General features: G+C 65.1%; 25 protein-coding genes and 1 pseudogene. 4 read left to right on the top strand and 22 right to left on the bottom strand.

The window, feature by feature from the left end; translation table 11 throughout:
* Positions 1-265 precede the first annotated feature (265 nt).
* A complete protein-coding gene (locus tag VN419_RS11915; RefSeq protein WP_325647448.1) occupies positions 266-748 on the top strand; it encodes a hemerythrin family protein in 483 nt (160 codons plus the stop codon).
* Positions 749-819: 71 nt separating this feature from the next.
* Here VN419_RS11915 and VN419_RS11910 read toward each other — a convergent pair whose 3' ends face one another.
* Entirely contained in the window at positions 820-1,431 is a 612-nt protein-coding gene (locus VN419_RS11910) for a flavodoxin family protein (protein ID WP_325647447.1), read from the bottom strand.
* Positions 1,432-1,558: 127 nt separating this feature from the next.
* Here VN419_RS11910 and VN419_RS11905 point away from each other — a divergent pair, with 127 nt between their 5' ends.
* Positions 1,559-1,999 carry a helix-turn-helix domain-containing protein gene (locus VN419_RS11905; protein ID WP_325647446.1) on the top strand — a complete coding sequence of 147 codons (441 nt, stop codon included), beginning with the start codon at positions 1,559-1,561 and terminating at the stop codon, positions 1,997-1,999.
* Between the two features lie 78 nt (positions 2,000-2,077).
* Here VN419_RS11905 and VN419_RS11900 read toward each other — a convergent pair whose 3' ends face one another.
* The 7 genes from VN419_RS11900 to VN419_RS11870 all read right to left on the bottom strand — a co-directional run bounded on the left by VN419_RS11900 (position 2,078) and on the right by VN419_RS11870 (position 8,195).
* Positions 2,078-2,953, bottom strand: coding sequence for an Mrp/NBP35 family ATP-binding protein (locus VN419_RS11900; RefSeq protein WP_325647445.1), 876 nt, complete (start codon positions 2,951-2,953; stop codon positions 2,078-2,080).
* A gap of 88 nt (positions 2,954-3,041) precedes the next feature.
* The gene (locus VN419_RS11895; RefSeq protein WP_325647444.1) at positions 3,042-3,512 is read right to left on the bottom strand and encodes a hypothetical protein; all 471 of its coding nucleotides are present in this window, start codon (positions 3,510-3,512) and stop codon (positions 3,042-3,044) included.
* Positions 3,513-3,521: 9 nt separating this feature from the next.
* The gene (gene hypB / locus VN419_RS11890; protein WP_325647443.1) at positions 3,522-4,181 is read right to left on the bottom strand and encodes a hydrogenase nickel incorporation protein HypB; all 660 of its coding nucleotides are present in this window, start codon (positions 4,179-4,181) and stop codon (positions 3,522-3,524) included.
* Between the two features lie 2 nt (positions 4,182-4,183).
* The gene (locus VN419_RS11885; protein ID WP_325647442.1) at positions 4,184-4,570 is read right to left on the bottom strand and encodes a hydrogenase maturation nickel metallochaperone HypA; all 387 of its coding nucleotides are present in this window, start codon (positions 4,568-4,570) and stop codon (positions 4,184-4,186) included.
* A gap of 103 nt (positions 4,571-4,673) precedes the next feature.
* Complete coding sequence (locus VN419_RS11880) at positions 4,674-6,206, bottom strand: polymer-forming cytoskeletal protein (RefSeq protein WP_325647441.1); 1,533 nt, start codon at positions 6,204-6,206, stop codon at positions 4,674-4,676.
* A 148-nt stretch (positions 6,207-6,354) separates the two neighbouring features.
* The gene (locus VN419_RS11875) at positions 6,355-7,254 is read right to left on the bottom strand and encodes a LysR family transcriptional regulator (RefSeq protein ID WP_325647440.1); all 900 of its coding nucleotides are present in this window, start codon (positions 7,252-7,254) and stop codon (positions 6,355-6,357) included.
* Between the two features lie 2 nt (positions 7,255-7,256).
* Positions 7,257-8,195, bottom strand: coding sequence for a LysR family transcriptional regulator (locus tag VN419_RS11870; protein ID WP_325647439.1), 939 nt, complete (start codon positions 8,193-8,195; stop codon positions 7,257-7,259).
* A gap of 235 nt (positions 8,196-8,430) precedes the next feature.
* Between VN419_RS11870 and VN419_RS11865 the strand changes: the two genes are divergently transcribed.
* Positions 8,431-8,601, top strand: coding sequence for a hypothetical protein (locus VN419_RS11865; protein ID WP_325647438.1), 171 nt, complete (start codon positions 8,431-8,433; stop codon positions 8,599-8,601).
* 116 nt (positions 8,602-8,717) lie between these two features.
* Here VN419_RS11865 and VN419_RS11860 read toward each other — a convergent pair whose 3' ends face one another.
* Both VN419_RS11860 and VN419_RS11855 read right to left on the bottom strand, forming a co-directional pair.
* Complete coding sequence (locus VN419_RS11860) at positions 8,718-9,500, bottom strand: SDR family oxidoreductase (RefSeq protein ID WP_325647437.1); 783 nt, start codon at positions 9,498-9,500, stop codon at positions 8,718-8,720.
* Positions 9,497-9,823, bottom strand: coding sequence for a nuclear transport factor 2 family protein (locus VN419_RS11855; protein ID WP_325647436.1), 327 nt, complete (start codon positions 9,821-9,823; stop codon positions 9,497-9,499). The genes VN419_RS11860 and VN419_RS11855 overlap by 4 nt, the downstream gene beginning before the upstream one ends.
* A gap of 124 nt (positions 9,824-9,947) precedes the next feature.
* Here VN419_RS11855 and VN419_RS11850 point away from each other — a divergent pair, with 124 nt between their 5' ends.
* Positions 9,948-10,292: a helix-turn-helix domain-containing protein gene (locus tag VN419_RS11850; protein WP_325647435.1), complete on the top strand. Its 345-nt coding sequence runs from the start codon at positions 9,948-9,950 to the stop codon at positions 10,290-10,292.
* A gap of 85 nt (positions 10,293-10,377) precedes the next feature.
* Here the strand turns inward: VN419_RS11850 and VN419_RS11845 are convergent, their stop codons facing one another.
* The 12 genes and pseudogenes from VN419_RS11845 to VN419_RS11790 all read right to left on the bottom strand — a co-directional run.
* Positions 10,378-10,671, bottom strand: a complete 294-nt coding sequence (locus tag VN419_RS11845; RefSeq protein ID WP_325647434.1) for a cysteine-rich small domain-containing protein — start codon at positions 10,669-10,671, stop codon at positions 10,378-10,380.
* A gap of 3 nt (positions 10,672-10,674) precedes the next feature.
* Positions 10,675-11,088 (bottom strand): secondary thiamine-phosphate synthase enzyme YjbQ, encoded by a 414-nt coding sequence (locus tag VN419_RS11840; RefSeq protein WP_325647433.1) that lies wholly within the window; start codon positions 11,086-11,088, stop codon positions 10,675-10,677.
* The gene (cobM, locus tag VN419_RS11835; RefSeq protein ID WP_325647432.1) at positions 11,088-11,918 is read right to left on the bottom strand and encodes a precorrin-4 C(11)-methyltransferase; all 831 of its coding nucleotides are present in this window, start codon (positions 11,916-11,918) and stop codon (positions 11,088-11,090) included. The genes VN419_RS11840 and cobM overlap by 1 nt, the downstream gene beginning before the upstream one ends.
* Positions 11,919-11,992: 74 nt before the next feature.
* Positions 11,993-13,207, bottom strand: coding sequence for an FprA family A-type flavoprotein (locus VN419_RS11830; protein WP_325647431.1), 1,215 nt, complete (start codon positions 13,205-13,207; stop codon positions 11,993-11,995).
* A 163-nt stretch (positions 13,208-13,370) separates the two neighbouring features.
* Positions 13,371-13,529, bottom strand: a complete 159-nt coding sequence (rd, locus tag VN419_RS11825; protein WP_325647449.1) for a rubredoxin — start codon at positions 13,527-13,529, stop codon at positions 13,371-13,373.
* 15 nt (positions 13,530-13,544) lie between these two features.
* Positions 13,545-13,763 (bottom strand): annotated as a pseudogene (locus VN419_RS11820) (rubredoxin); the annotation flags it as partial.
* A gap of 27 nt (positions 13,764-13,790) precedes the next feature.
* The gene (locus tag VN419_RS11815; RefSeq protein ID WP_325647430.1) at positions 13,791-14,168 is read right to left on the bottom strand and encodes a desulfoferrodoxin; all 378 of its coding nucleotides are present in this window, start codon (positions 14,166-14,168) and stop codon (positions 13,791-13,793) included.
* A gap of 30 nt (positions 14,169-14,198) precedes the next feature.
* Positions 14,199-14,771: a rubrerythrin gene (gene rbr, locus VN419_RS11810; RefSeq protein WP_325647429.1), complete on the bottom strand. Its 573-nt coding sequence runs from the start codon at positions 14,769-14,771 to the stop codon at positions 14,199-14,201.
* 115 nt (positions 14,772-14,886) lie between these two features.
* Positions 14,887-15,291 carry a transcriptional repressor gene (locus VN419_RS11805; RefSeq protein WP_325647428.1) on the bottom strand — a complete coding sequence of 135 codons (405 nt, stop codon included), beginning with the start codon at positions 15,289-15,291 and terminating at the stop codon, positions 14,887-14,889.
* Between the two features lie 235 nt (positions 15,292-15,526).
* Positions 15,527-15,856 (bottom strand): PilZ domain-containing protein, encoded by a 330-nt coding sequence (locus tag VN419_RS11800; protein WP_325647427.1) that lies wholly within the window; start codon positions 15,854-15,856, stop codon positions 15,527-15,529.
* A gap of 39 nt (positions 15,857-15,895) precedes the next feature.
* A complete protein-coding gene (locus VN419_RS11795) occupies positions 15,896-17,920 on the bottom strand; it encodes a methyl-accepting chemotaxis protein (protein WP_325647426.1) in 2,025 nt (674 codons plus the stop codon).
* A gap of 10 nt (positions 17,921-17,930) precedes the next feature.
* Positions 17,931-18,311 (bottom strand): cytochrome c family protein (locus tag VN419_RS11790; RefSeq protein WP_325647425.1); only part of this gene is annotated, 381 nt, incomplete at its 5' end.

Genomic DNA, 18,311 nt, shown 5'->3' with positions numbered 1-18,311 from the left:
GCCAAGACCTGTCCGCCCGCCCTGCTGGACCGCACGCCCCTGCTTGGGGAACTGGCGCGCCTGGAGATGGACCTGCTGGGCCGGGGACGCATGGGCAAGCTGCCCCGCGTGGACCTGACCATCGCCGAAATGCTGCTCATGGGGCCGCCGAAAATCTAGGCCGTCCGGGCGCACATTCGCGCTTAGTCCTTGGCAGCACGCTGCCGAGGATGCTATATGCAAAACGGTCTTGAACTAAAACCCCCTTCCCCCCGGCGGTGACGGCATGACCCCCTTCCAGTGGGACGAGAGCATGAGCGTGGGCGACCCCATGCTCGACCGCGAGCACAAAGTGCTGGTCAACCTGATCAACAAGGTGCTGGAAATCAGCGCCGGACCAGACCGCGACGTGGAGATCATGCATGCCCTGACGGACATGTACCTCTACGCTAAGGAGCACTTCTTCGACGAGGAAGGCCTGATGCAGCGTCTGGACTATCCAGACCGGGAACGGCACATCGGCCTGCACCGCGCCTTTGTGGAAAAGGCCCAGGCCCTCACCGACGACTGCCTGGACGGCACCCTCGATTTTCAGGAATTCGCGGACTACCTCATGCACTGGCTCAAGCGCCACATCGCCGAGGAAGACCTGAAGATCGTCATCTTCGCCCAAAGCCAGGCCGAGGCCGACACGGAAGAAGGCCTGGACAACGACGACGACGATGAGACCGAGAGCGACACGGACAACACCGGCGGCTGCACAGTCTAACCGCCCCTCAAACTGCAACGGGCCGGCCCCCTTTCGGTAGACCGGCCCGCCAACTTCAAAACCTTTCCGCTCTAGCCTTCGCCGCCAGTGAGCACCGGGTAAGGCCCGGCGTTCTTCACGGCCGTGCCCAGCCAGTTGATGGCCGTGCCCAGCTGCTTCATGTTGCGCAGGGCCTCGTCGTCGCCCGCCACCTTGCCCGGCTCCAGGCCGTAGCCCATGTTCCAGTAGGTGGAGCCCGGCAGCACCATCTGCGAGATCTGGAACAGATGGTTCATGGTGTCGAACACGTGGGTGGCGCCGCCCCGGCGCACGGCAACCACAGCTGCGCCGATCTTGCCCGCCAGCAGGCAGCCGTTGGCCATGGCCACAAGGCCCGCCCGGTCCATGAAGGCCTTCATCTCCGAGGTCACGTCGGCGAAATAGGTGGGCGAGCCCAGCACGATGGCATCGGCCGTAATCACCTTCTCAAAGGTCTCGTTGAAGATGTCCTTGCCGAACACGCAACGCTTGTCCTTCTGCTCCCAGCACTTGAAACAGGCGCGGCAGCCGTGGATGTTCTTGCCGCCGATCTGGACATATTCCGTTTCCCAGCCCGCCGCGGCCAGGGGGGCCAGCACAGCCTCCAGCAGCAGACGGGTGTTGCCGTCCTTCCGGGGGCTTCCGTTGATGGCTACGACTTTCATGCTATACCTCCGCGATTTTGGTTGACTCCCGTGCATCGGGCAATTAGCTGATACCCATTGCCTGCGATAAGCGCAAGTACGGTCTTTTTTGGCAGGTACTACCATAATGTATAGCAAGGAGGGCACCATGCCCAAGCAATGCGCCACAAAACAGTTGCAGGGCCGCACCTACCGCTGTTTTTTCGAGCTGGCCCTCACGGTCATGGGAGGCAAATGGAAGCCCATCGTGCTCTATCACCTGGGCCAGGCCGGGGTGCAGCGCTACAGCGAGCTGAAGCGCAATCTGCCGGAGGTGACGGACCGCATGCTGACCCGGCAGCTGCGCGAGCTGGAGGCCGACGGGCTCATCCGGCGGGAGGTGTTCCGCCAGGTGCCGCCGCGCGTGGAATACTCCCTCACCGCGCAGGGCCTGGGGCTCTTCCCCATCCTGGTCACCATGCGCGACTGGGGCGCGGGCTATGAGGCGGCCATGGGCGGGGCGGAGATCATCACAGGCGGCGTGCCCGAACCCGCGGAGACCGAAGGCCTGCACCCGCGCTACCTGTCGGAGTCTGACGCGGCGCAGTAACCGGCCGCACAATGAAAAACGCGGCGCGAGGAACACAAGTCCCCGCGCCGCGTTGCACGTTTCTTCTCTGCGTAAAGCCTAGCCGAGCGCCAGAATGGGCTCCACGATCTTCTTGAAGGCCAGGGCCGTGGGCGATTCGCTCTGCACCTTGAGGAGCGCAAAACCTTCGTCGCCGCTGCGCACCACTTCCGGGTCCATGGGAATGCGGCCCAGGAAGCGCACGCCCATCTCGGCCGCCAGCTTTTCGCCGCCGCCTGAATTGAAGATGTCGTGGGTGGTGTTGCAGTTCGGACACACAAAGCCGCTCATGTTCTCCACAATGCCCAGGATGGGGTTGCCCATCTGGTTGCAGAAGGTCACGCTGCGGCGCACGTCGTCCACGGCCACGCCCTGCGGGGTGGTGACGATGACCGCGTGGGCCTCCTGGCCGAGGGTCTGGAGCGCCGCCAAAGGCTCGTCGCCCGTGCCGGGGGGGCAGTCGGTGACGAGGTAGTCCAGGTCGCCCCAGGTGACGTCGCGCACGAACTGCTTGATGAGGCCGAGCTTCATGGGCCCGCGCCAGATCACCGCCGTCTCCTTGTCCGGGATCAAAAAGCCCAGCGACATGACCCAGAGGTTCTGGCTGTAGGGCACGGGCTCCATGTGGTCCGGCTCGATGTGCGGCTTGGCGTCGCCAAGGGAGAGCAGGCGCGGGATGCTCGGGCCGTGGATATCCACGTCCAAGAGGCCGACCTTCTTGCCCGCCAGGGCCAGGGCCATGGCGATGTTTGCCGAGACGGTGCTCTTGCCCACGCCGCCCTTGCCGGAAAGCACCACGATCTTGTGCTTGATGCGCGAAAGGGTCTGGGCAATCTTCTCGTCAACGGGCTTGTCGCCGCAGGATTTCGGGTCATGCCCGGAGGAGCAGCCCCCGCCCGCGCTGGCCGAAGGGCAGCTTTTGCACGCCTTGCTCATGGTCGTCTCCTTGAAGCCGGGAAGGTCCGGCGAAAGTGTTTTTGAAAAAGCGCTGGGAAGGTAGGTCCGGGTTGCGCGCTTGTCAAACTCAGGCCCAGAACGGCTTGTTGTTCTTGGCCATGTACGCGTCCAGATCCTCAATGGGGTCGATGCGCCAGGGGCAGCGGCCGTTGATGTAGTTCACCACCAGCGCGCCCTGGTCGATCATGTCGGCCATGGAGCAGTCCAGGTCCACCTTCAGCTCCACCACGGGATCGAAGCCGTTCGCCGCAAGCCAGGTCCGCGCGGCGTCGCGGCCGGAGCCCGGCAGCTCGGCGGGGAGCGCGGCCAGCACCAGCGCCCCGCTGCCCGCGTGGGCCGCGTACGCGCCGTCCGCGTCCTCTCCCCGGCGCAAGGGCCGGGAGATGACCGTCAGCCCGTAGCATTCGCGGTAGCTCATGCGCCACTGGTTCTTCTGCATGCCGAAGGCCGGCTTGACGTAGCCCGCAAGAAAGCGGCGCAACGCGGCCTCGCTCTTGCCGGTCACGAGCACGGCGAATTTCTGCGCGGCATCCGTCATGGCGTTCGGCTACTTCTTGGAGGCGCGGGCAGCGCGCAGCCAGTCGTACCAGGCGCCCAGGCCCTCGCTGGTGCGGCAGGCCACGGGGAAGATGGCGATGTCCTTGTTGAGCTTCTTGGCGTGGGCGCTGGCCGCGTCCAGGCTGAAGTCCACATAGGGCAGCAAATCCGTCTTGTTCAAGAGCATCACCGAGGACAAGTGGAACATCAGCGGGTACTTCTCGGGCTTGTCGTCGCCCTCGGTGACGGACAGGATGCTGACCTTGTGGTCCTCGCCCAGGTTGAACTCCGCCGGGCAGACCAGATTGCCCACGTTCTCGATGAACAGGATGTCCAGGCCGTCCATGTCGAGCACGGCGATGGCGTCCTCGATCATGGAGCTGTCCAGGTGGCAGCCGCCCTCGGTGTTCACCTGCACGGCCTGGGCGCCCGTGGCCGCCACGCGCCGCGCGTCGTTGTCGGTCTGCAGGTCGCCCTCGATGACCGCCATCTTGAATTCGCCCTTAAGGTCGGCCAGGGTGCGCTCCAGGAGGCTCGTCTTGCCCGCGCCCGGGCTGCTCATGAGGTTCAGGCAGAGGATTTTCCTGTCCTCGAAATATTCCTTCAGCTTGCCCGCGCGGCGCTCGTTGGCCTCCATGACGTTGCGGACGATGGTGACGGTCTTGCCCATGGTCAGACTCCCGTAGGGGCCGCGCCATCCGCCTCGTCGGGGATGTCGGCCTCGATTTCGTCGATGTAGAGTTCCTTGCCGCTGGTCACCGTGTGGCCAAGAATCTCGCCACAGGCAGGACACGGCATATAGTGCCTGTCCTCGGGATCGAAGGGCTTGCCGCACGCGCCGCAGATCACCTTGAGGGGCGCGTCCACCACCTCCAGCGCCACGCCCTGGAGGTCGCCCTCCTGGGTCAGGCACTCCCAGCCAAAGGCCAGCGCGTCGGAAACCGCGCCTGAAAGCGCGCCATTCACCACGCGCACCCGGACGATACGCTTCATCCCATGCTTCTCCTTTTCCTCGCGGATGATGGAGAGCATGCTTTCTATCAAGGATAATTCATGCATGGGCTCCCGGCATACCTTAAAAGCACCGGGGCGGCAAGGGCGGGGCGCCGCTTCGCCGGACGGAATTGCGGGGCGCAAGACGCCTGGCGCCGCGCACAGAGCGCTAGGGCCAGTAGGTCGCGACGTAGTTCGAGCCGACGTAGCGGGTGTATATCCACTGGCTGCCGGGGTTGAACGACTGGTTGGTGTAGAAGGCCCCGATGTAGCTGCCGCCGCCGCCCGGGTATATGTTGCCCCCGGCGTACACCGTGCCGAACCAGTTGGTGCCGCCGCCGAAGGAGACGGAGCCCTGCACGTCCATGTAGACGCGGCTGGCTGCGGCAGAGCCCGCGAACTGGGTGCTGGTGACCTTGTTGGACGGGTCGAAGCACGAGGTGGCGGTGGATGTGCGCACGTAGAGATCGCCGCTCACGGACATGTTCCCGCTGCAGAAGATGTTGATGTAGGTGCCGGGCGTGGACAAATCGAAGCAGATGCTGGGCCACCCGCTGGTGCTGATGGATGTGTAGGCGTTGCTGGTGTCGGCCAGGTTCGACGTGCCGTAGAAGGTCTGGTTTCCGCTGATGACGCGCGCCTGGGTCGAGGCCACGGTCTTGTGGGCCGGCAAGGCGTAGGAGGTGCAGGCCTTAGCCGCGGGGATGCTTGACTTGGGGTAGCCGGTGGTCACCTTGCCCGAATAGCCGGTGAACCAGGCGGGCGCGGAGTACGTGCCGGTGCAGAAGATGTTGCCGGAGACGTTCGAGCCCCAGCCGAGGCTGACGTTGCCGCCGGAATAGATGTTGCCCGTCACCGCGCCGGTCACGCTCACGCTGCCCTGGGAGTACACGTTGCCCTGCACCGTGCCGCTGGTGATGGTCACCGCGCCGTTGGAGTAGATGTTCCCGGCCACCACCCCGCTGGTGACGGTGACATTGCCCTGGGAATATATGTTGCCATAAACGTAGGACCCGCCGTCGACGGTCACGCAGGAGTTGGAACAGACGGAATAGCTGCCGCCCGGCGTTCCGATGCTGACGCCTCCGGTGAGGTTCAGGCAGCTGGTGGTGCCCATGTAGGTCAGGGCGCCGTCCACCGTGCTGCCGCCCTGGAGGGTGGTGGTCGTGGTTGTGACGTTGCCGGAGGAATTTCCGGCCAGTACGGCGGAGGTGCCGCTGTAGGTTCCCTGGAGCGAGGGGCTGTTCGCCGCGGAGCCGCCGGAGCTTATGGCCGGCAGGTTCACCGTCGCGGAGCCCGTGAAGGCGCTGGCCGAGGAGCCCGGCTTGGAGCAGCTGGCGCCAGTGGAGCTCACCGTGGCGGAGCCTGAGGCGTAGCTGACGGAAAGGGTGAAGGACAGCCCTTTGTCGGCGTCGACTGTGAAGGTTTTGCCGTTCATGGCCGCCACGGCTGCGTTCACGGCGGTTGCGTCCGCGCAGGCGCGGAGCCGCGCCATGGCGTAGCGCATGCCGGATTCGCTCATGTAGCGCGCCTGGGTGATGCAGTTGGGCTGAAAGACGCCCTGGACGGTGGAACTGAAGCGCGTGGCCCCGGCTGCGGCGAGCACGCCGAAGGCCACCAGGGCCAAGGCCAGGTAGAGGGCAACGCTGCCGCGTTGGCGATGGACACTGTCGCCGCGCATGGGCCGCGTGAGATGCTGCATGTATTCGTTCCGCGCAGGCTGGGGGGCCGCGCACGCGTTACCAGTCATGCCCGCGCCGCAACGTCCGGCGGGGCGAAGGCCGGATAGCACGGCGCCCGCGCCCTGACAAGCCGGACCAGGGGCTCCTCCCTGGCCGCCGGGGGGCATATCACCCCTCGGTCTCAGAAATCCCGTCCAGCTCCCACACGGACCGCAACGCCGAAAGCACCGCCAGGATGGCCGGGTCCGCTTCGCGGTTGCGCCGGTAGATGAAATACACGTCGATGGCCTCGCCCGAACCCGCGCGCAGGCACACTTCACCGCAGGCGGCATGGCGTTCGGCCTCGTCGCGCCGCATGAGGCTCAAGCCCGCGCCGCTGGCCACCAGGGATTTGAGCGTGCCCTCGTAGTCCGTCACCGCCACCACGCGTGTGGGAGCGCCGCCCAGGCAGCGCGAAAGCAGCGGCCGGTACGGGCACGATTCCGTGAACCAGATCCAGGGCTCGTCCACCAGCTGCGGCCAGTCCGCCCCGGCCAGCCGGTCTTCCCAGTCAGGCGGACCCACCACGCACAGCTCCGTGCGGCACACCCGGAAGGCGGACAGCTCTCCCTCCGGCGGGGCGTTGCCGTAGGCGAAGCCGCAGTCCAGCCGCCCTTCGCGCACATCCTCGATGATGTCTCCGGACATGCTTTGCCGCAAATGCACCTGAAGCTTGGGATGACGGGCGCGCAGAACGTCAAGCAGGGCCAGCCCGCGCAGAAATTCCGCGTCGGTGTGCAGGGCCAGGCGCAGCTCGCCGCTGAGCTCCCGGCGCAGATTGCGGGCGCTGTCCTGCATCTCCGCCGCAAGGGCCAGCATGCGCTCCGCCTGTCCCAGCAGGGCCTGGCCCTCGCGCGTCAGCTGCATGCCGCGCGCGCTGCGCGTGAACAGCGCCACGCCAAGCTCCTCCTCCAAGGCCTTTATGTGCGCGGAAACCGCGGGCTGGCTGATGAACAGTTTCTCGGCCGCGCGCGTAAGGTGCCCTGCCTGGGCCACGGCGGCAAAGGTGCGCAGCTGGTAGAGTTCCACCTTCAGCAGGCCTCCGCCTCTGCCGGTGCCGGGGGTACTGCCAGGGCCAGCTCCCACACTTCGGCCAGGGCCTGGCGCACGGCCAGGATGGCCGGATCGGCGGAGCGGTCGCGCCGGTGCAGGAAATGGATGTCGATGGGCAGGCCTTCCAGGCTGGACAGGATGCACACCTCTCCGTCGCGCTCCCAGGCCTCGGCCTCGTGGCGGCCCAGCAGGCCCAGGCCCGCGCCGTCGGCCACCAGGGCCTTCAGGGTGCTTTCCGTGTCGGTGACGGCGATCTTGTTGATGTTCTGCGCCAGGGCGCCCAGCTTGCGCACCAGAAGGGGCCGGCAGGGGCAGTTGTCGGAGTACCACACCCAGGGCTCCGCGGCCACGTCGGCCCAGGTGCAGGCGGCCAAACGCACGGCCCAAGCCGGAGGACAGACCACGTGCAGCGTGGTGGAGGCCAGGCGCAGGCCGGTCAGCTCCTGTTCCTGCTGACCCTGCAAGGGTTCGCCCAGATAGGCGAAGCCGCCGTCCAGCTTGCCGGTGCGCACGTCCTCTACAATGAGCTTGCTCATGCTCTGCATGAGGTGCACGCGCAGGCCGGGGTGCGCGGTGCGCAGGGCGTCCATGAGCGGGCGCACGCGCAAGAGGTCGGGATCGCTGTTCAGCGCCAGCTTGAGTTCGCCGGAGACGTGCTCCCGCAGGGCGCGGGCCTCGCTCAGGAAGTCGCCCACGCTCCTGAGGGCCGCCTCGGCCCTGGGCTTGAGCGCCAGCCCCTCACGCGTCAGCTGCATGCCGCGCGCGCTGCGCATGAACAGCGCCACGCCCAGTTCCTCCTCCAGGGCCTTCACATGCGCAGAGACCGCAGGCTGGCTGATGAACAGCCGCTCCGCCGCGCGCGTCAGGTGGCCTTCCTCGGCCACGGCCACAAAGGTGCGCAACTGATACAATTCCATGCCCTTCCTCCAGCACCCGCTTCCCGGAACTCCTACCTGAACATCCCGCGCGCGGGGCATCACGATTCCTGAAGCATTACCTCAGGCATTGCGATTGGACCATGAACCCGGCGCACTGCTAGTTCATACGCGTGGACCGGGGGCATCATGCCACGGGCCACGGCAGGCGTCCAGAACGCCGTACCCGTTCCCGCACCGGCCACAAGGTCGGGCACGCATTCGAAAGGAGGAGCCCATGGTCCCGCTACTTTCTGAAATAGCACGCTTTCTGCGCTATTTACTGACCCCGGAAACCGAAGTCGCCGCCATCCAGTACGATGGCGCAGCCGCAGGAGCCGCCAAGGCCGGACTGTGGATGGTGCTGGCCGTGCTGACCGGCCTGGGCGTGGCGCGCCTGCTGGGCTAGCGCCGCAAAAGACGAATACGCCTCCGGCGGCGGCCTCGTTGCGCTTGCCGCCATTGTCCGCCCCGGTGCGCAGCGCGCGCGCCGCTCCGACTCCGCGGTCATGGGATGCCCCTGGATCACGCCGTCGGCACAGTTCCCCCGTCGATGACGTACTCGGCGCCCGTGATCGAGGCCGCGCGCGGCGAGACCAGGAACGTGATCAGATCTGCCACTTCCCCGGGCCGGGCCGGACGGCCGAGCGGGATGCCCCCCAGAGAATCCATGATGATCTTCTTTCCGCCCTCGTAGGTGGTCCCGGCTTCCGCCGCGAGCCGCTGGGCGAGCCGGACGGCGGCCTCCGTCTCGACCCAGCCCGGGGAGACGCGCACCACGCGAATGCCTTTCGGCGCAACCTCCTTCGACAGGCTCTTGCTGTAAGTCGACAGCGCAGCCTTCGCCGCCGCGTAGGCGGTGGTCGATTCCGGCAGCGGCAGCTCGCGCTGGATGGAAGTGACGTGGATGATGACCCCGGAACCCTGCGCGATCATGGCCGGCAGCAGCGCCCTGTCGATGCGCACGGCGGACATCAGGTTTTGGTTAAGCGCGGCCTCCCATTCCTCGTCGCTCAGACGTGCAAAGCCGCCCGCGGGCGCGCTTGAGCCGCCGAGAACGTTGACGATGATGTCCACGCCGCCGAGGCGATCAAGAACGGCGTCCGCCACAGTCCGGCACCCCTGCGCGGTGGCCAGATCCGCAGCCAAGTAGACAACGCCTTCCGAGGCTGCTTCGGGAACCGAGCGCGCCACCGTGATGACCGTCGCGCCAGCGTCGCGCAAGGACTCGACAACGGCCGCTCCCACACCCTTCGTGCCGCCCGTGACAAGCGCCCTGCGGCGGGCGAGCCCAAGGTCGAAGCTCATGGGAGGATCTCCAGGGAGGCGATCTTGTCGCCTTCGAGAATGAAGAAGTAGCGCAGGTCGACGGGACTGCCGGGGAAGTCGCCGCTCACCCGGCTGGTGACCATGACCCTGCCGTCCTTGTCTTCGCAGGCGAAAGGCACGCTCGTATACGTGTACTTCAGCGAGGAATCCGTCTTCCACTGCCTGATGGCGGCCAGGCCTTCATACATGTGGTCTTCATCCTTCACGACAGCGTTTTCCGTGAAGCATCCGGCGACAGCATCACCGTCGTTCCTGTCTGCGGCGAAATATGCGTCAATGGGCTTGGGGAGTTCGATTGACATGCGGCATGCTCCTTGGTGTTTGTGCGGACCGCCCTGCGCGGCCCGAGTTGCCATGCGGAAAGGATAGGAATATGATTCATAAAAGACAAGAACCGACAAAAAAGTAAGGTACTTACTAAAAAGTATGGGCAAGGAATGGACACCCGCCACGGCTGCCTTTGCAGTCGAACAGGCTCTCAAGATTCTTGAAGGGAAGTGGAAGCTGCTGATCCTGTTCCACCTGTTCGGCGGCAAGGTGCTGCGCTTCTCGGAACTCGAAAGGGCGATTACCGGCATCACGCAGAAGATGCTGATCCAGCAGCTGCGTCAGATGGAAAGTGATGGCATTGTCCGGCGGATCGTTCACCCTCAGGTGCCGCCCAAGGTGGAATACGGCCTTACCGACTGGGGCCAGTCGCTCTGCCCTGTGCTTGATGCGCTTTTGAAATGGGCCGATCTGCGCGCGGATGGCTGCGAGGGCGACGCCTGATTTCAGCCTCCGCCACAAGGGAGCGGCAGACGCCTCAAACTGGCTGAGCGCCCCGTTCCGGGGTCTGCCTGGGGCGGCGCCCCGGCTATTCCTCTGTTCCGCCCTGCCCCAGCGTGCGCGGCGCCCTGCCCGCCCGCAGTTCGCCATAGGCCAGGCCCAGGCGCTTCTGGACGGCATCCCACCCGCCGGGGCCGTGCGGCAGGGAGCAGCCGGAGCAGTCCTTCACCAGCCCGCGCCAGGCCGGACTGCCGCCGCAATCGGCCAGGAAGAACAGCGGGCAGTAGCAGAACAGGCAGTTGAACGCCGCGGGGTCCATGCCCTTATGGCAGGGGAAGTACTCGCAGGCGGTGTTTTGGAAGTGCTTGAAGTTTTCGCTCATGGGCTAGCCCTCCGACGTGTGGTCCGCGGCCAGGGTCTGCACCAGCACGGTGCGGCGGCGCGGGCCGTCGAATTCGCACAGGTAGATGTGCTGCCAGGTGCCCAGCGCCATGCGCCCGCCGCTGACCGGAATGAGCTGCGAGGGCCCCATGAGGCTGGTCTTGATGTGCGCGTCGCTGTTGCCCTCCGCGTGGCGGAAGGCCGGGCTGTTGGGCACAAGCTCGCGCAGGTGGGCCAGCATGTCGCGCTTCACGTCCGGGTCCGCGCCTTCGTTGATGGTGACCCCAGCGGTGGTGTGCGGCGAATAGACCAGTAGCGCCCCGTCCCGCAGACCGCTTTCGGCCAGGGCCTGGGCCACCAGGGCGGTGATGTCCACGAATTCCTCGCGCTTTTGCGTGGCCACGCCGAACTGCCGCATCACTCGTCTCCTTCCATTCTGGCGGCCGGTTCCGGTGCTTCAGAGGCCTCGCGCCAGCCGTGGGTGAAGGCCGCGTCGTAGAGCTTGGAGCGTGAGGCTTCCGCGTCGAGGTTCTGGCCGGGCAGCACCAGAAACACGGTCTGCCGGGTGAAGCCCGCTTCGCGGGCCGTGCGCGCGAGGTCGCGGAGCCGCGTGTGCAACACCTCGCCTCCGGGCCAGCCCACCTTGTGGCCGATGACGATGGCGGTCTCAGGCGCGTAGCCCCCGGCGAGGAGTTCGGCCTGCACGCGCTCCGGCTCCGAGGCGGAAAGCAGCACGGCCATGGCCGCGCCATGGGCGGCGAGACTGGGCAGGGCTTCCGTCGCGGGCACGGGCGTGCGGCCGGAAAGCCGCGTGAGAATGAAGGTTTGCGGCCCGCCGGGCACGGTGAAAGACACGCGGGCCGCCGCCGCGGTGGCGAAGGCGCTGGAAACTCCGGGCACCACGTCCCAGGGGATGCCCTCGGCGTCCAGCAGGGCCGCCTGCTCGCGCACGGCGCCGTAAATGGAGGGCTCGCCCGTGTGCACGCGCGCGGCCAGACCGCCGTTTTGCGCGCAGTCGCGCAGCAGGGCGTGGGTCTCGGCCAGGGAAAGCGGCGCGGAATCGATGACCGGCACACCGGGGCGCGCGCTGCTGAGCACCTCTCGCGGCACCAGGGAGCCCGCGTAGACGATGACATCGGCGCTGGCGATGAGCTTTTGCCCCTTGACAGTGATGAGTTCCGGGTCGCCCGGCCCAGCCCCGATGAACCAGACCTTTCCGGCCGCTGTGCCGCGTGTTTTCTCCGCCACTGTGCCCCCTGTGCGCTGGTGAAAAAAAAGGGAGGGCGCGCGGCCCTCCCTGGAATGCTTCCGCGCTTCGGGCCCTAGGCCTGAAGCTTGGCGTTGATGGCCTGGCCGACCTTCTTGCCCAGGTCATAGCAGGCCTGGAAGGTGTCGTGGCCGGGCTTGTTCTTCACCTTCACGGCGGGCTCGACCATTTCCATGCCCATGCCGGTCAGGTGCTCGGTGAGGATCTTCACGCACTCGCCGCTCCAGCCGAAGGAGCCGAAGGCCGCGCCGATCTTGTTCTGGGGCCGCAGGCCCTTCATGTAGGTCAGCACATCGGCCACCAGGGGCAGAATGCCGTTGTTGTGCGTGGGCGAGCCCACGATGACCGCCGCGGCGTCGAACACTTCGCGCATCACGGCGCTGTGGTGGTTGTGCTTCACACTCATGATGCGCACGCTGACGCCCTCGTCGGCCAGGCCGTCGCAGATGGCGCGGGCCATCTTCTCCGTGCTGTGCCACATGGTGTCGTACACGATGACGGCCTTTTTCTTGGGCTGCTGCAGGGCGAACTCGCGGTAGCAATTGAGTGCGTAGGCCACTTCTTCCTTGCCGCGCCAGATAAGGCCGTGGTCCGGGCAGAGCATGTCGATGTCGAGGTTCATGCCGGCCAGGGCGTCCAGGGTCTTCAGCACCACGGGCGAGTACGGCAGCACGATGTTGGCGTAGTAGTCGGCCATGGCCGAGTGCAGGGCCGCGCGGTCCACCTCGTCGCAGAAGCGCTCGGTGCTGGCCCAATTCTGGCCGAAGGCGTCGGAGCAGAAGGCGATCTTGTCCTCAGGAATGTAGGAGACCATGTTGTCGGGCCAGTGCAGCATGCGGGTTTCGATGAACTGCACGGTGCGCTTGCCGATGGAGATGGACGCGCCCGTGGGCACCACCTCGATGGGCCAGTCCTGGGAGTTGTGGTAGTACGAGCGCAGGGCCTTCTCGCCCATGGGCGAGCAGAAGATCTTCTCCGGCTTGTAGCGCTCCACGATGCAGTCCAGGCAGCCCGCGTGGTCCGGCTCCAGGTGGTTCAGCACCAGGTAGTCCACGCGGGGAGCGCCGTCGCAGGCCTGGGCGATGGCGCAGGCGAGCTCCTCGCTGAAGTCGGCCTTCACGGTGTCGAACAGGGTGATCTTCTCGTCCTTCACCAGGAAGGCGTTGTAGGTGGTGCCGCGCGGGGAAAGGGAATAGCCGTGGAAGTCGCGGCTGTTCCAGTCAACGGCGCCAACCCAAAAAATATCTTTCTTGATTTCAACAGGTTTCATTGAGGTCTCCATAGGGGAAAAATATGAAACAGGCCCGGCGCAAACACGCAGGGCGGCCATTCGTTTGCTCTTTTTTGTCAAAACACGGAGAGCGCCCCCCTGTCAAGGCGAGCGCTCCCGGAATTCTTTGGTCACGCGCGGTCAACCTACCGCGATATTTGCGCTATTCTGGGCTGAAGTTCTCCTTGGAGGCCCCGCAGATGGGGCAGGACCAGGAGGAGGGCACGGCCTCCCATTTGGTGCCGGGCTTCACGTCGTTGTCCGGGTCGCCTTCGGCGGGGTCGTACACATAGCCGCAGATGTTGCACACGTACTTCTGCATGGTGGTTTCTCCTTGCGTGGGTGTGGGGCAGCTCACCTCGCGGGTGGAGCCGGGACCGGCCAGGGGCCGGAAGCATTTCTTCGTTCCGCCGCAGATGGGGCAGCGCCACTCGTCGGGCAGATCCTCGAAGCTGGTGCCAGCGGGAATCTTGCCCTTCCGGTCGCCCTTGTCAGGGTTGTAGATGTAGCCGCAGTTGGTGTTCTGGCACTGGTACATCTCTTCCGGCTCAGCCATGCGATGCTCCTTGTCCTGCGATGACGCCTAGGCCTTGGCGGTCCAGAGGCCGTGGAGGTTGCAGTACTCGCGGGCGGTGACGCTCTTGGCCTCGGTGCAGAAGCTGGCTTCGGGCGCATCGCCGGGCTTGAGGAACTTCTTCATGGACACGCCGTCGGCGATGAGCTCGATCCACATGATGTAGTGTTTCTCCTCCATCGGGTGGGCCACGCCGCCGACCTTGACCTTGTAGCCGCCAGCCACCTTTTCGATGACCGGGACGTGCTTTTCTTTCGAGGCGTCAACCGTGTTCTCAACCATGAGCTTCATGGGCTTGCCGCAGCACACCAGGTCGCCGCCGCCGGCGAAAAGCACGCTGACGATGTTGCCGCACTCTTCGCACTTGTAGATCTGTCCACATTCCATAGCCTCAAGCCTCCTCAAGATGCAGAGTGTTTACCAGTTCTCTTCAGCCACTTCGAAGTGGGCCTGGGCGTGCGCGCAGGCCGGGCACTTGTTGGGAGCGGCCTGGCCTTCGTAGATGTAGCCGCAGTTGCGGCAGCGCCAGGTCACGGACTTGTCCTTCTTGAAGACCTGACCTTTTTCGATGTTCTTGGCAAGGGCCAGGAAGCGTTTTTCATGGAAGCGCTCGGCGATGGCGATGGCGTCGAAGATACAGGCGATTTCCTGCAGGCCTTCCTCGCGGGCGGTCTTGGCGAACTCGGGGTACATGCTGGTCTGCTCGTGGTTCTCGCCGCCGGCGGAGGCGATGAGGTTCTCCAGCGTGGTGCCGATGGTGCCGGCCGGGAAAGCGGCGGTGACCTCAACCTCGCCGCCCTCAAGCAGCTTGAACAGGCGTTTGGCGTGTTCCTTCTCCTGGTTGGCGGTCTCCTCGAACACGGCCGCGATCTGGACATAGCCTTCGTTCTTGGCGGCGGAGGCAAAATAGCTGTAGCGGTTGCGGGCCTGGGACTCGCCGGCGAAGGCGGTCAGGATGTTTTTCTCGGTACGGGTTCCGCGAAGGCTCATTGTGTTCTCCTTAAGGGGGGGGCTGCGCCGGGGTGCATCCGGCAGTTGCTTACGATTCGACCCTACCAGAATACGTGGCGGGCGCCAGGGAAAATTGAATCCAGGCAGGCCTGGACTACATTTTCTCTCCGGCGCACATGGGACAAACTCCCACGAACTCCACGTCACAGCGCAGGTTTCCGTAGCCCATGGACTGCTCCGCCGAGAGTTCCGGCAGGGCCAGGGGATGTTCCAGGTCGTCCACCCTGCCGCATACGGAGCACCGCAGATGAGGATGGGGCATCGGGTTGCCGTCGAACCGTTTCTGGGTTCCGGCCCCGCCGATGCGCAGCACCACTCCCCTGCTGCTCAGGAAGTCCAGGTTGCGGTACACCGTGCCCAGGCTGATCCTGGGCATGATTTTACGAACCATGTCATAGACTTCATCCGCCGTAGGGTGGGTCTTCACCTTGCAGAGTTCCGCGAGAATTGCTTCCCGCTGCCGCGACAGGCGAACGCCCTTCTTTTCTTCAATATCCATAAGACACCTCGTGCGCTGTGTTAGGAATAGTTCCTAATAATAATTTTTACTATTGTCAACCGCAAGGTCGAGAACTTTACATGTGTGAGGCAGTACTCAACTTAGGAAATTTTGCCAAGAGCGTCTCATATTCGCCAATGCCGCATCGCCGTAAACTATACCCCACAAGGAACGCAAAAGCCCCGGCCCGGCGCAATGCCAGGGCCGGGGCCGCTTGCCAAGAAGGACTGTTTCCTCAGCCGACCAATCTCTGAAGCACCTGCAAGGGCACATCAAGTTCTGGCCGGAACTGAACCCCGACCTCATCTCCTCTGCGCCACTGGACCGTTGCCGAAAGGCTTTGCAGCAGGCCGCCGTCGTCCAGGTTCCTGACGGAGAACACCACATTCCTCACCGCTGCGTCCAAGGGCGGCGGCACGAATTTGAGGCGCGCGCCACCTGCGCTGATGTCGATGAGCGCGGCCTCGCGCTCGGCATGCTCCGCACGTACGGAGCAAATCTTGTCGCGTCCGTGGGCCAGCAAATGAATTCGTCCGAACCGTCTACGTTCCTGTTCCGCTTCCATGTGAGTGCTCCCGTTCAAGACAGGGGGGACACTGGAAGCTTACTCCTCGCTGCGGAACTTTTCAACCAGCCGGGCCAGCTCGCGCGACATGTGCGCCACCTCGCGGATGCGCGTGTTCGCCGTCTGGATGTCCTGGGACATCTGCCCGGAGAGGTGGTTGATCTCACTCACGTTCTGGTTGATCTCCTCGCTGGTGGCGGACTGCTGCTCTGCAGCGGTGGCGATGGAGCGCACCATGTCCGCAATGCGCTCCGAGGCGCTGACGATCTCGGTCAGGGTATTGCCCGCGCCGCCCGCAAGCTCGGTGGTCTTGTCCACGCGGGCCTTGGCGGAGTCCATCTCTCGCACGGCGTCCTCGGTGCTTTTCTGCACATGCAGGATGGCCGCCTCCACTTCCTTGGTGGCGGTCATGGTCTTTTCGGCCAGTTTGCGCACCTCGTCGGCCACCACGGCGAAACCGCGTCCCGCGTCGCCCGCGCGCGCGGCCTCAATGGCGGCGTTCAAGGCCAGCAGGTTGGTCTGGTCGGCGATGTCGTTGATGACGCCGAGCACCTGGCCGATGTCGCGCGCACTGATGGACAACTGCCCCAGCGCGGTGGAGAGGCTTTGCGTGGTGCTGGCCACCTGGTTGATCTCGGTCAGGGTGTTCTGCACCATGACGCCGCCCTCACGCGCCACGGTGTTGGCCCGGCCGGAGGCCTCGGAGGTCTCCCCGGCGTTTCTGGCCACTTCAAGCACAGTGGAGTTCATCTCCTCCATGGCCGTGGCCATGCTGTGCGTGCGGCCGGAGGCGTTGTCCATGCCGCGGGTCAGTTCGTCCATCTGGCCGCTCAAAAGGTCGGAGGCCTGCTCCAGCTTGAGCGCGACCTCCGTGACTTCATTGGCCACGGACAGGAGCTCCTCGCGGTGCGCTTCGATGCGCTGGCGCGCCTCCTCCTCCTGGGTCAGGTCCACCAGCACAGCGATGGAGCCCACCACCTGGCCTTCGGCGTTCTTGAGGGGCGAGACCTCGGCATGCATGGGGAAGACCACGCCGTCGGCACGTTTGAAGCTGAAGTTGCCGGAAACGATGCTGCACGTGTTCAGCGCGCGGCTGGTCAGGGTCTCGCGCTTCTGGCCGTAAAAGACCATATCCGTGCACTGGCCCACAACGGCGTCCGCGTCGCGGCCGAGGATGCTCAAAAGCGGCCTGTTGGTGTAGTTGATGACGCCAAGCTCGTCCGTAACCATCATGGGCACGATGATGCCGTCGAGCAGGCCCTTGTTGTACTCCAACTGATCCTTGATGCGCCCGACCATGGTGCCCAGGTGGTTGGCCAGGACGGCCAGGCGGTCCTCGCCCTCGACCTTGAAGCTCGCGTTCAGGTTGCCCTGGATGACCTCGTCGGCGCTGCGTTCTATGGAGGTGATGCGCGCGATGACCGTGCGCTTGATGAACATGAACAGCACGAAGCTGAGCGCCACCATGCCCGCCAGGGAAAGCGCGGCCGTGAGATACTGGGTGAGCCGCAGGGAGGCGAACTGGGGAGTGAGATTCTGCCGGGTGATGAGCGCGCCCAGGATGGGGCGGCTTTTGCCGTGGCAGTGGTAGCAGGCGGGCTCGTTGGGGATGCTCTTCACCTCGGTGAAGAAGTCCGTGCCGCCCATGCGCATGAGGTCGCCGGCGACGATCTTCTCCTTGAGCCCCCTGGCCACCAGGGCGCGGCAGTCCTCATGCGCCAGCACCTCGCCGATGGGCTTGCGCTCGGTGGCGTTGTCCGTGGCGTAGGTGATGCCGCCGTCATAATCGACCATGTAGATGTCGATGTCTTTATTCTCTTTGGCCAGGTCGGCGAAGCGCTGCCGGGTGGCCTCGTTGTCGCCCAGGCGCATGGGCTCCTCCACCACCATGGAGATCATCTGGCTGTCGCGCTCGGCGCTGTGCCGCACCTCGCCCAGCATGGAGCGCTTCTGCCAATACGACGTGGCCAGGAAAAGCCCGGCGAACACCACGCCGCTGATGCCCAAAGTGAGCACCAGGACCTTGAGAGTAAGGGATTTGCGGATGGAATCGAGTTGTATCATGGCCGTCCTCCTAGTGCGCCCCGCCATAGAGCATGGGCTTGAAGCGGAAGTTGGCCACCCGGTCCGGGTTGTGGCACGTCTCGCATTCCTTCACGTTCATGCGGCCCTTGCCCTTGATGAGGCCCTTCTTGCCGCCGGAGTCCACATGGGCGGACCCCGGGCCGTGGCAGACCTCGCACCCGGCGTGGCCCAGCTCCGGGGTCTTCTCGTAGCTGACGAACCCGCCCGGCTTGCCGTAGCCCGTGGTGTGGCAGGCGTAGCACTCCTTCAATTCCTCAGGCGTAAGCTTCTTGGCCATGATTTTCACGCTACGGTCGGAGTGCGCCTTTTTGGCGAACTTCATGAAGTTGCCGTATTCCTTCTCGTGGCAGCCCTCGCAGGAGGCCGAGCC

The organism is Humidesulfovibrio sp. (assembly GCF_035560995.1).
Lineage (GTDB): Bacteria > Desulfobacterota > Desulfovibrionia > Desulfovibrionales > Desulfovibrionaceae > Humidesulfovibrio.
This window is presented reverse-complemented; position numbering and strand designations above follow the sequence as displayed.

Bases quoted from the DNA above. Each gene is read 5' to 3' on its own strand.
- VN419_RS11915 (WP_325647448.1), top strand. From the start codon at position 266: ATGACCCCCTTCCAGTGGGACGAGAGCATGAGCGTGGGCGACCCCATG.
- VN419_RS11910 (WP_325647447.1), bottom strand. From the start codon at position 1,431: ATGAAAGTCGTAGCCATCAACGGAAGCCCCCGGAAGGACGGCAACACC.
- VN419_RS11905 (WP_325647446.1), top strand. From the start codon at position 1,559: ATGCCCAAGCAATGCGCCACAAAACAGTTGCAGGGCCGCACCTACCGC.
- VN419_RS11900 (WP_325647445.1), bottom strand. From the start codon at position 2,953: ATGAGCAAGGCGTGCAAAAGCTGCCCTTCGGCCAGCGCGGGCGGGGGC.
- VN419_RS11895 (WP_325647444.1), bottom strand. From the start codon at position 3,512: ATGACGGATGCCGCGCAGAAATTCGCCGTGCTCGTGACCGGCAAGAGC.
- hypB (WP_325647443.1), bottom strand. From the start codon at position 4,181: ATGGGCAAGACCGTCACCATCGTCCGCAACGTCATGGAGGCCAACGAG.
- VN419_RS11885 (WP_325647442.1), bottom strand. From the start codon at position 4,570: ATGCATGAATTATCCTTGATAGAAAGCATGCTCTCCATCATCCGCGAG.
- VN419_RS11880 (WP_325647441.1), bottom strand. From the start codon at position 6,206: ATGCAGCATCTCACGCGGCCCATGCGCGGCGACAGTGTCCATCGCCAA.
- VN419_RS11870 (WP_325647439.1), bottom strand. From the start codon at position 8,195: ATGGAATTGTATCAGTTGCGCACCTTTGTGGCCGTGGCCGAGGAAGGC.
- VN419_RS11865 (WP_325647438.1), top strand. From the start codon at position 8,431: ATGGTCCCGCTACTTTCTGAAATAGCACGCTTTCTGCGCTATTTACTG.
- VN419_RS11860 (WP_325647437.1), bottom strand. From the start codon at position 9,500: ATGAGCTTCGACCTTGGGCTCGCCCGCCGCAGGGCGCTTGTCACGGGC.
- VN419_RS11855 (WP_325647436.1), bottom strand. From the start codon at position 9,823: ATGTCAATCGAACTCCCCAAGCCCATTGACGCATATTTCGCCGCAGAC.
- VN419_RS11850 (WP_325647435.1), top strand. From the start codon at position 9,948: ATGGGCAAGGAATGGACACCCGCCACGGCTGCCTTTGCAGTCGAACAG.
- VN419_RS11845 (WP_325647434.1), bottom strand. From the start codon at position 10,671: ATGAGCGAAAACTTCAAGCACTTCCAAAACACCGCCTGCGAGTACTTC.
- VN419_RS11840 (WP_325647433.1), bottom strand. From the start codon at position 11,088: ATGCGGCAGTTCGGCGTGGCCACGCAAAAGCGCGAGGAATTCGTGGAC.
- VN419_RS11830 (WP_325647431.1), bottom strand. From the start codon at position 13,207: ATGAAACCTGTTGAAATCAAGAAAGATATTTTTTGGGTTGGCGCCGTT.
- rd (WP_325647449.1), bottom strand. From the start codon at position 13,529: ATGCAGAAGTACGTGTGCAACATCTGCGGCTATGTGTACGACCCCGCC.
- VN419_RS11815 (WP_325647430.1), bottom strand. From the start codon at position 14,168: ATGGAATGTGGACAGATCTACAAGTGCGAAGAGTGCGGCAACATCGTC.
- rbr (WP_325647429.1), bottom strand. From the start codon at position 14,771: ATGAGCCTTCGCGGAACCCGTACCGAGAAAAACATCCTGACCGCCTTC.
- VN419_RS11805 (WP_325647428.1), bottom strand. From the start codon at position 15,291: ATGGATATTGAAGAAAAGAAGGGCGTTCGCCTGTCGCGGCAGCGGGAA.
- VN419_RS11800 (WP_325647427.1), bottom strand. From the start codon at position 15,856: ATGGAAGCGGAACAGGAACGTAGACGGTTCGGACGAATTCATTTGCTG.
- VN419_RS11795 (WP_325647426.1), bottom strand. From the start codon at position 17,920: ATGATACAACTCGATTCCATCCGCAAATCCCTTACTCTCAAGGTCCTG.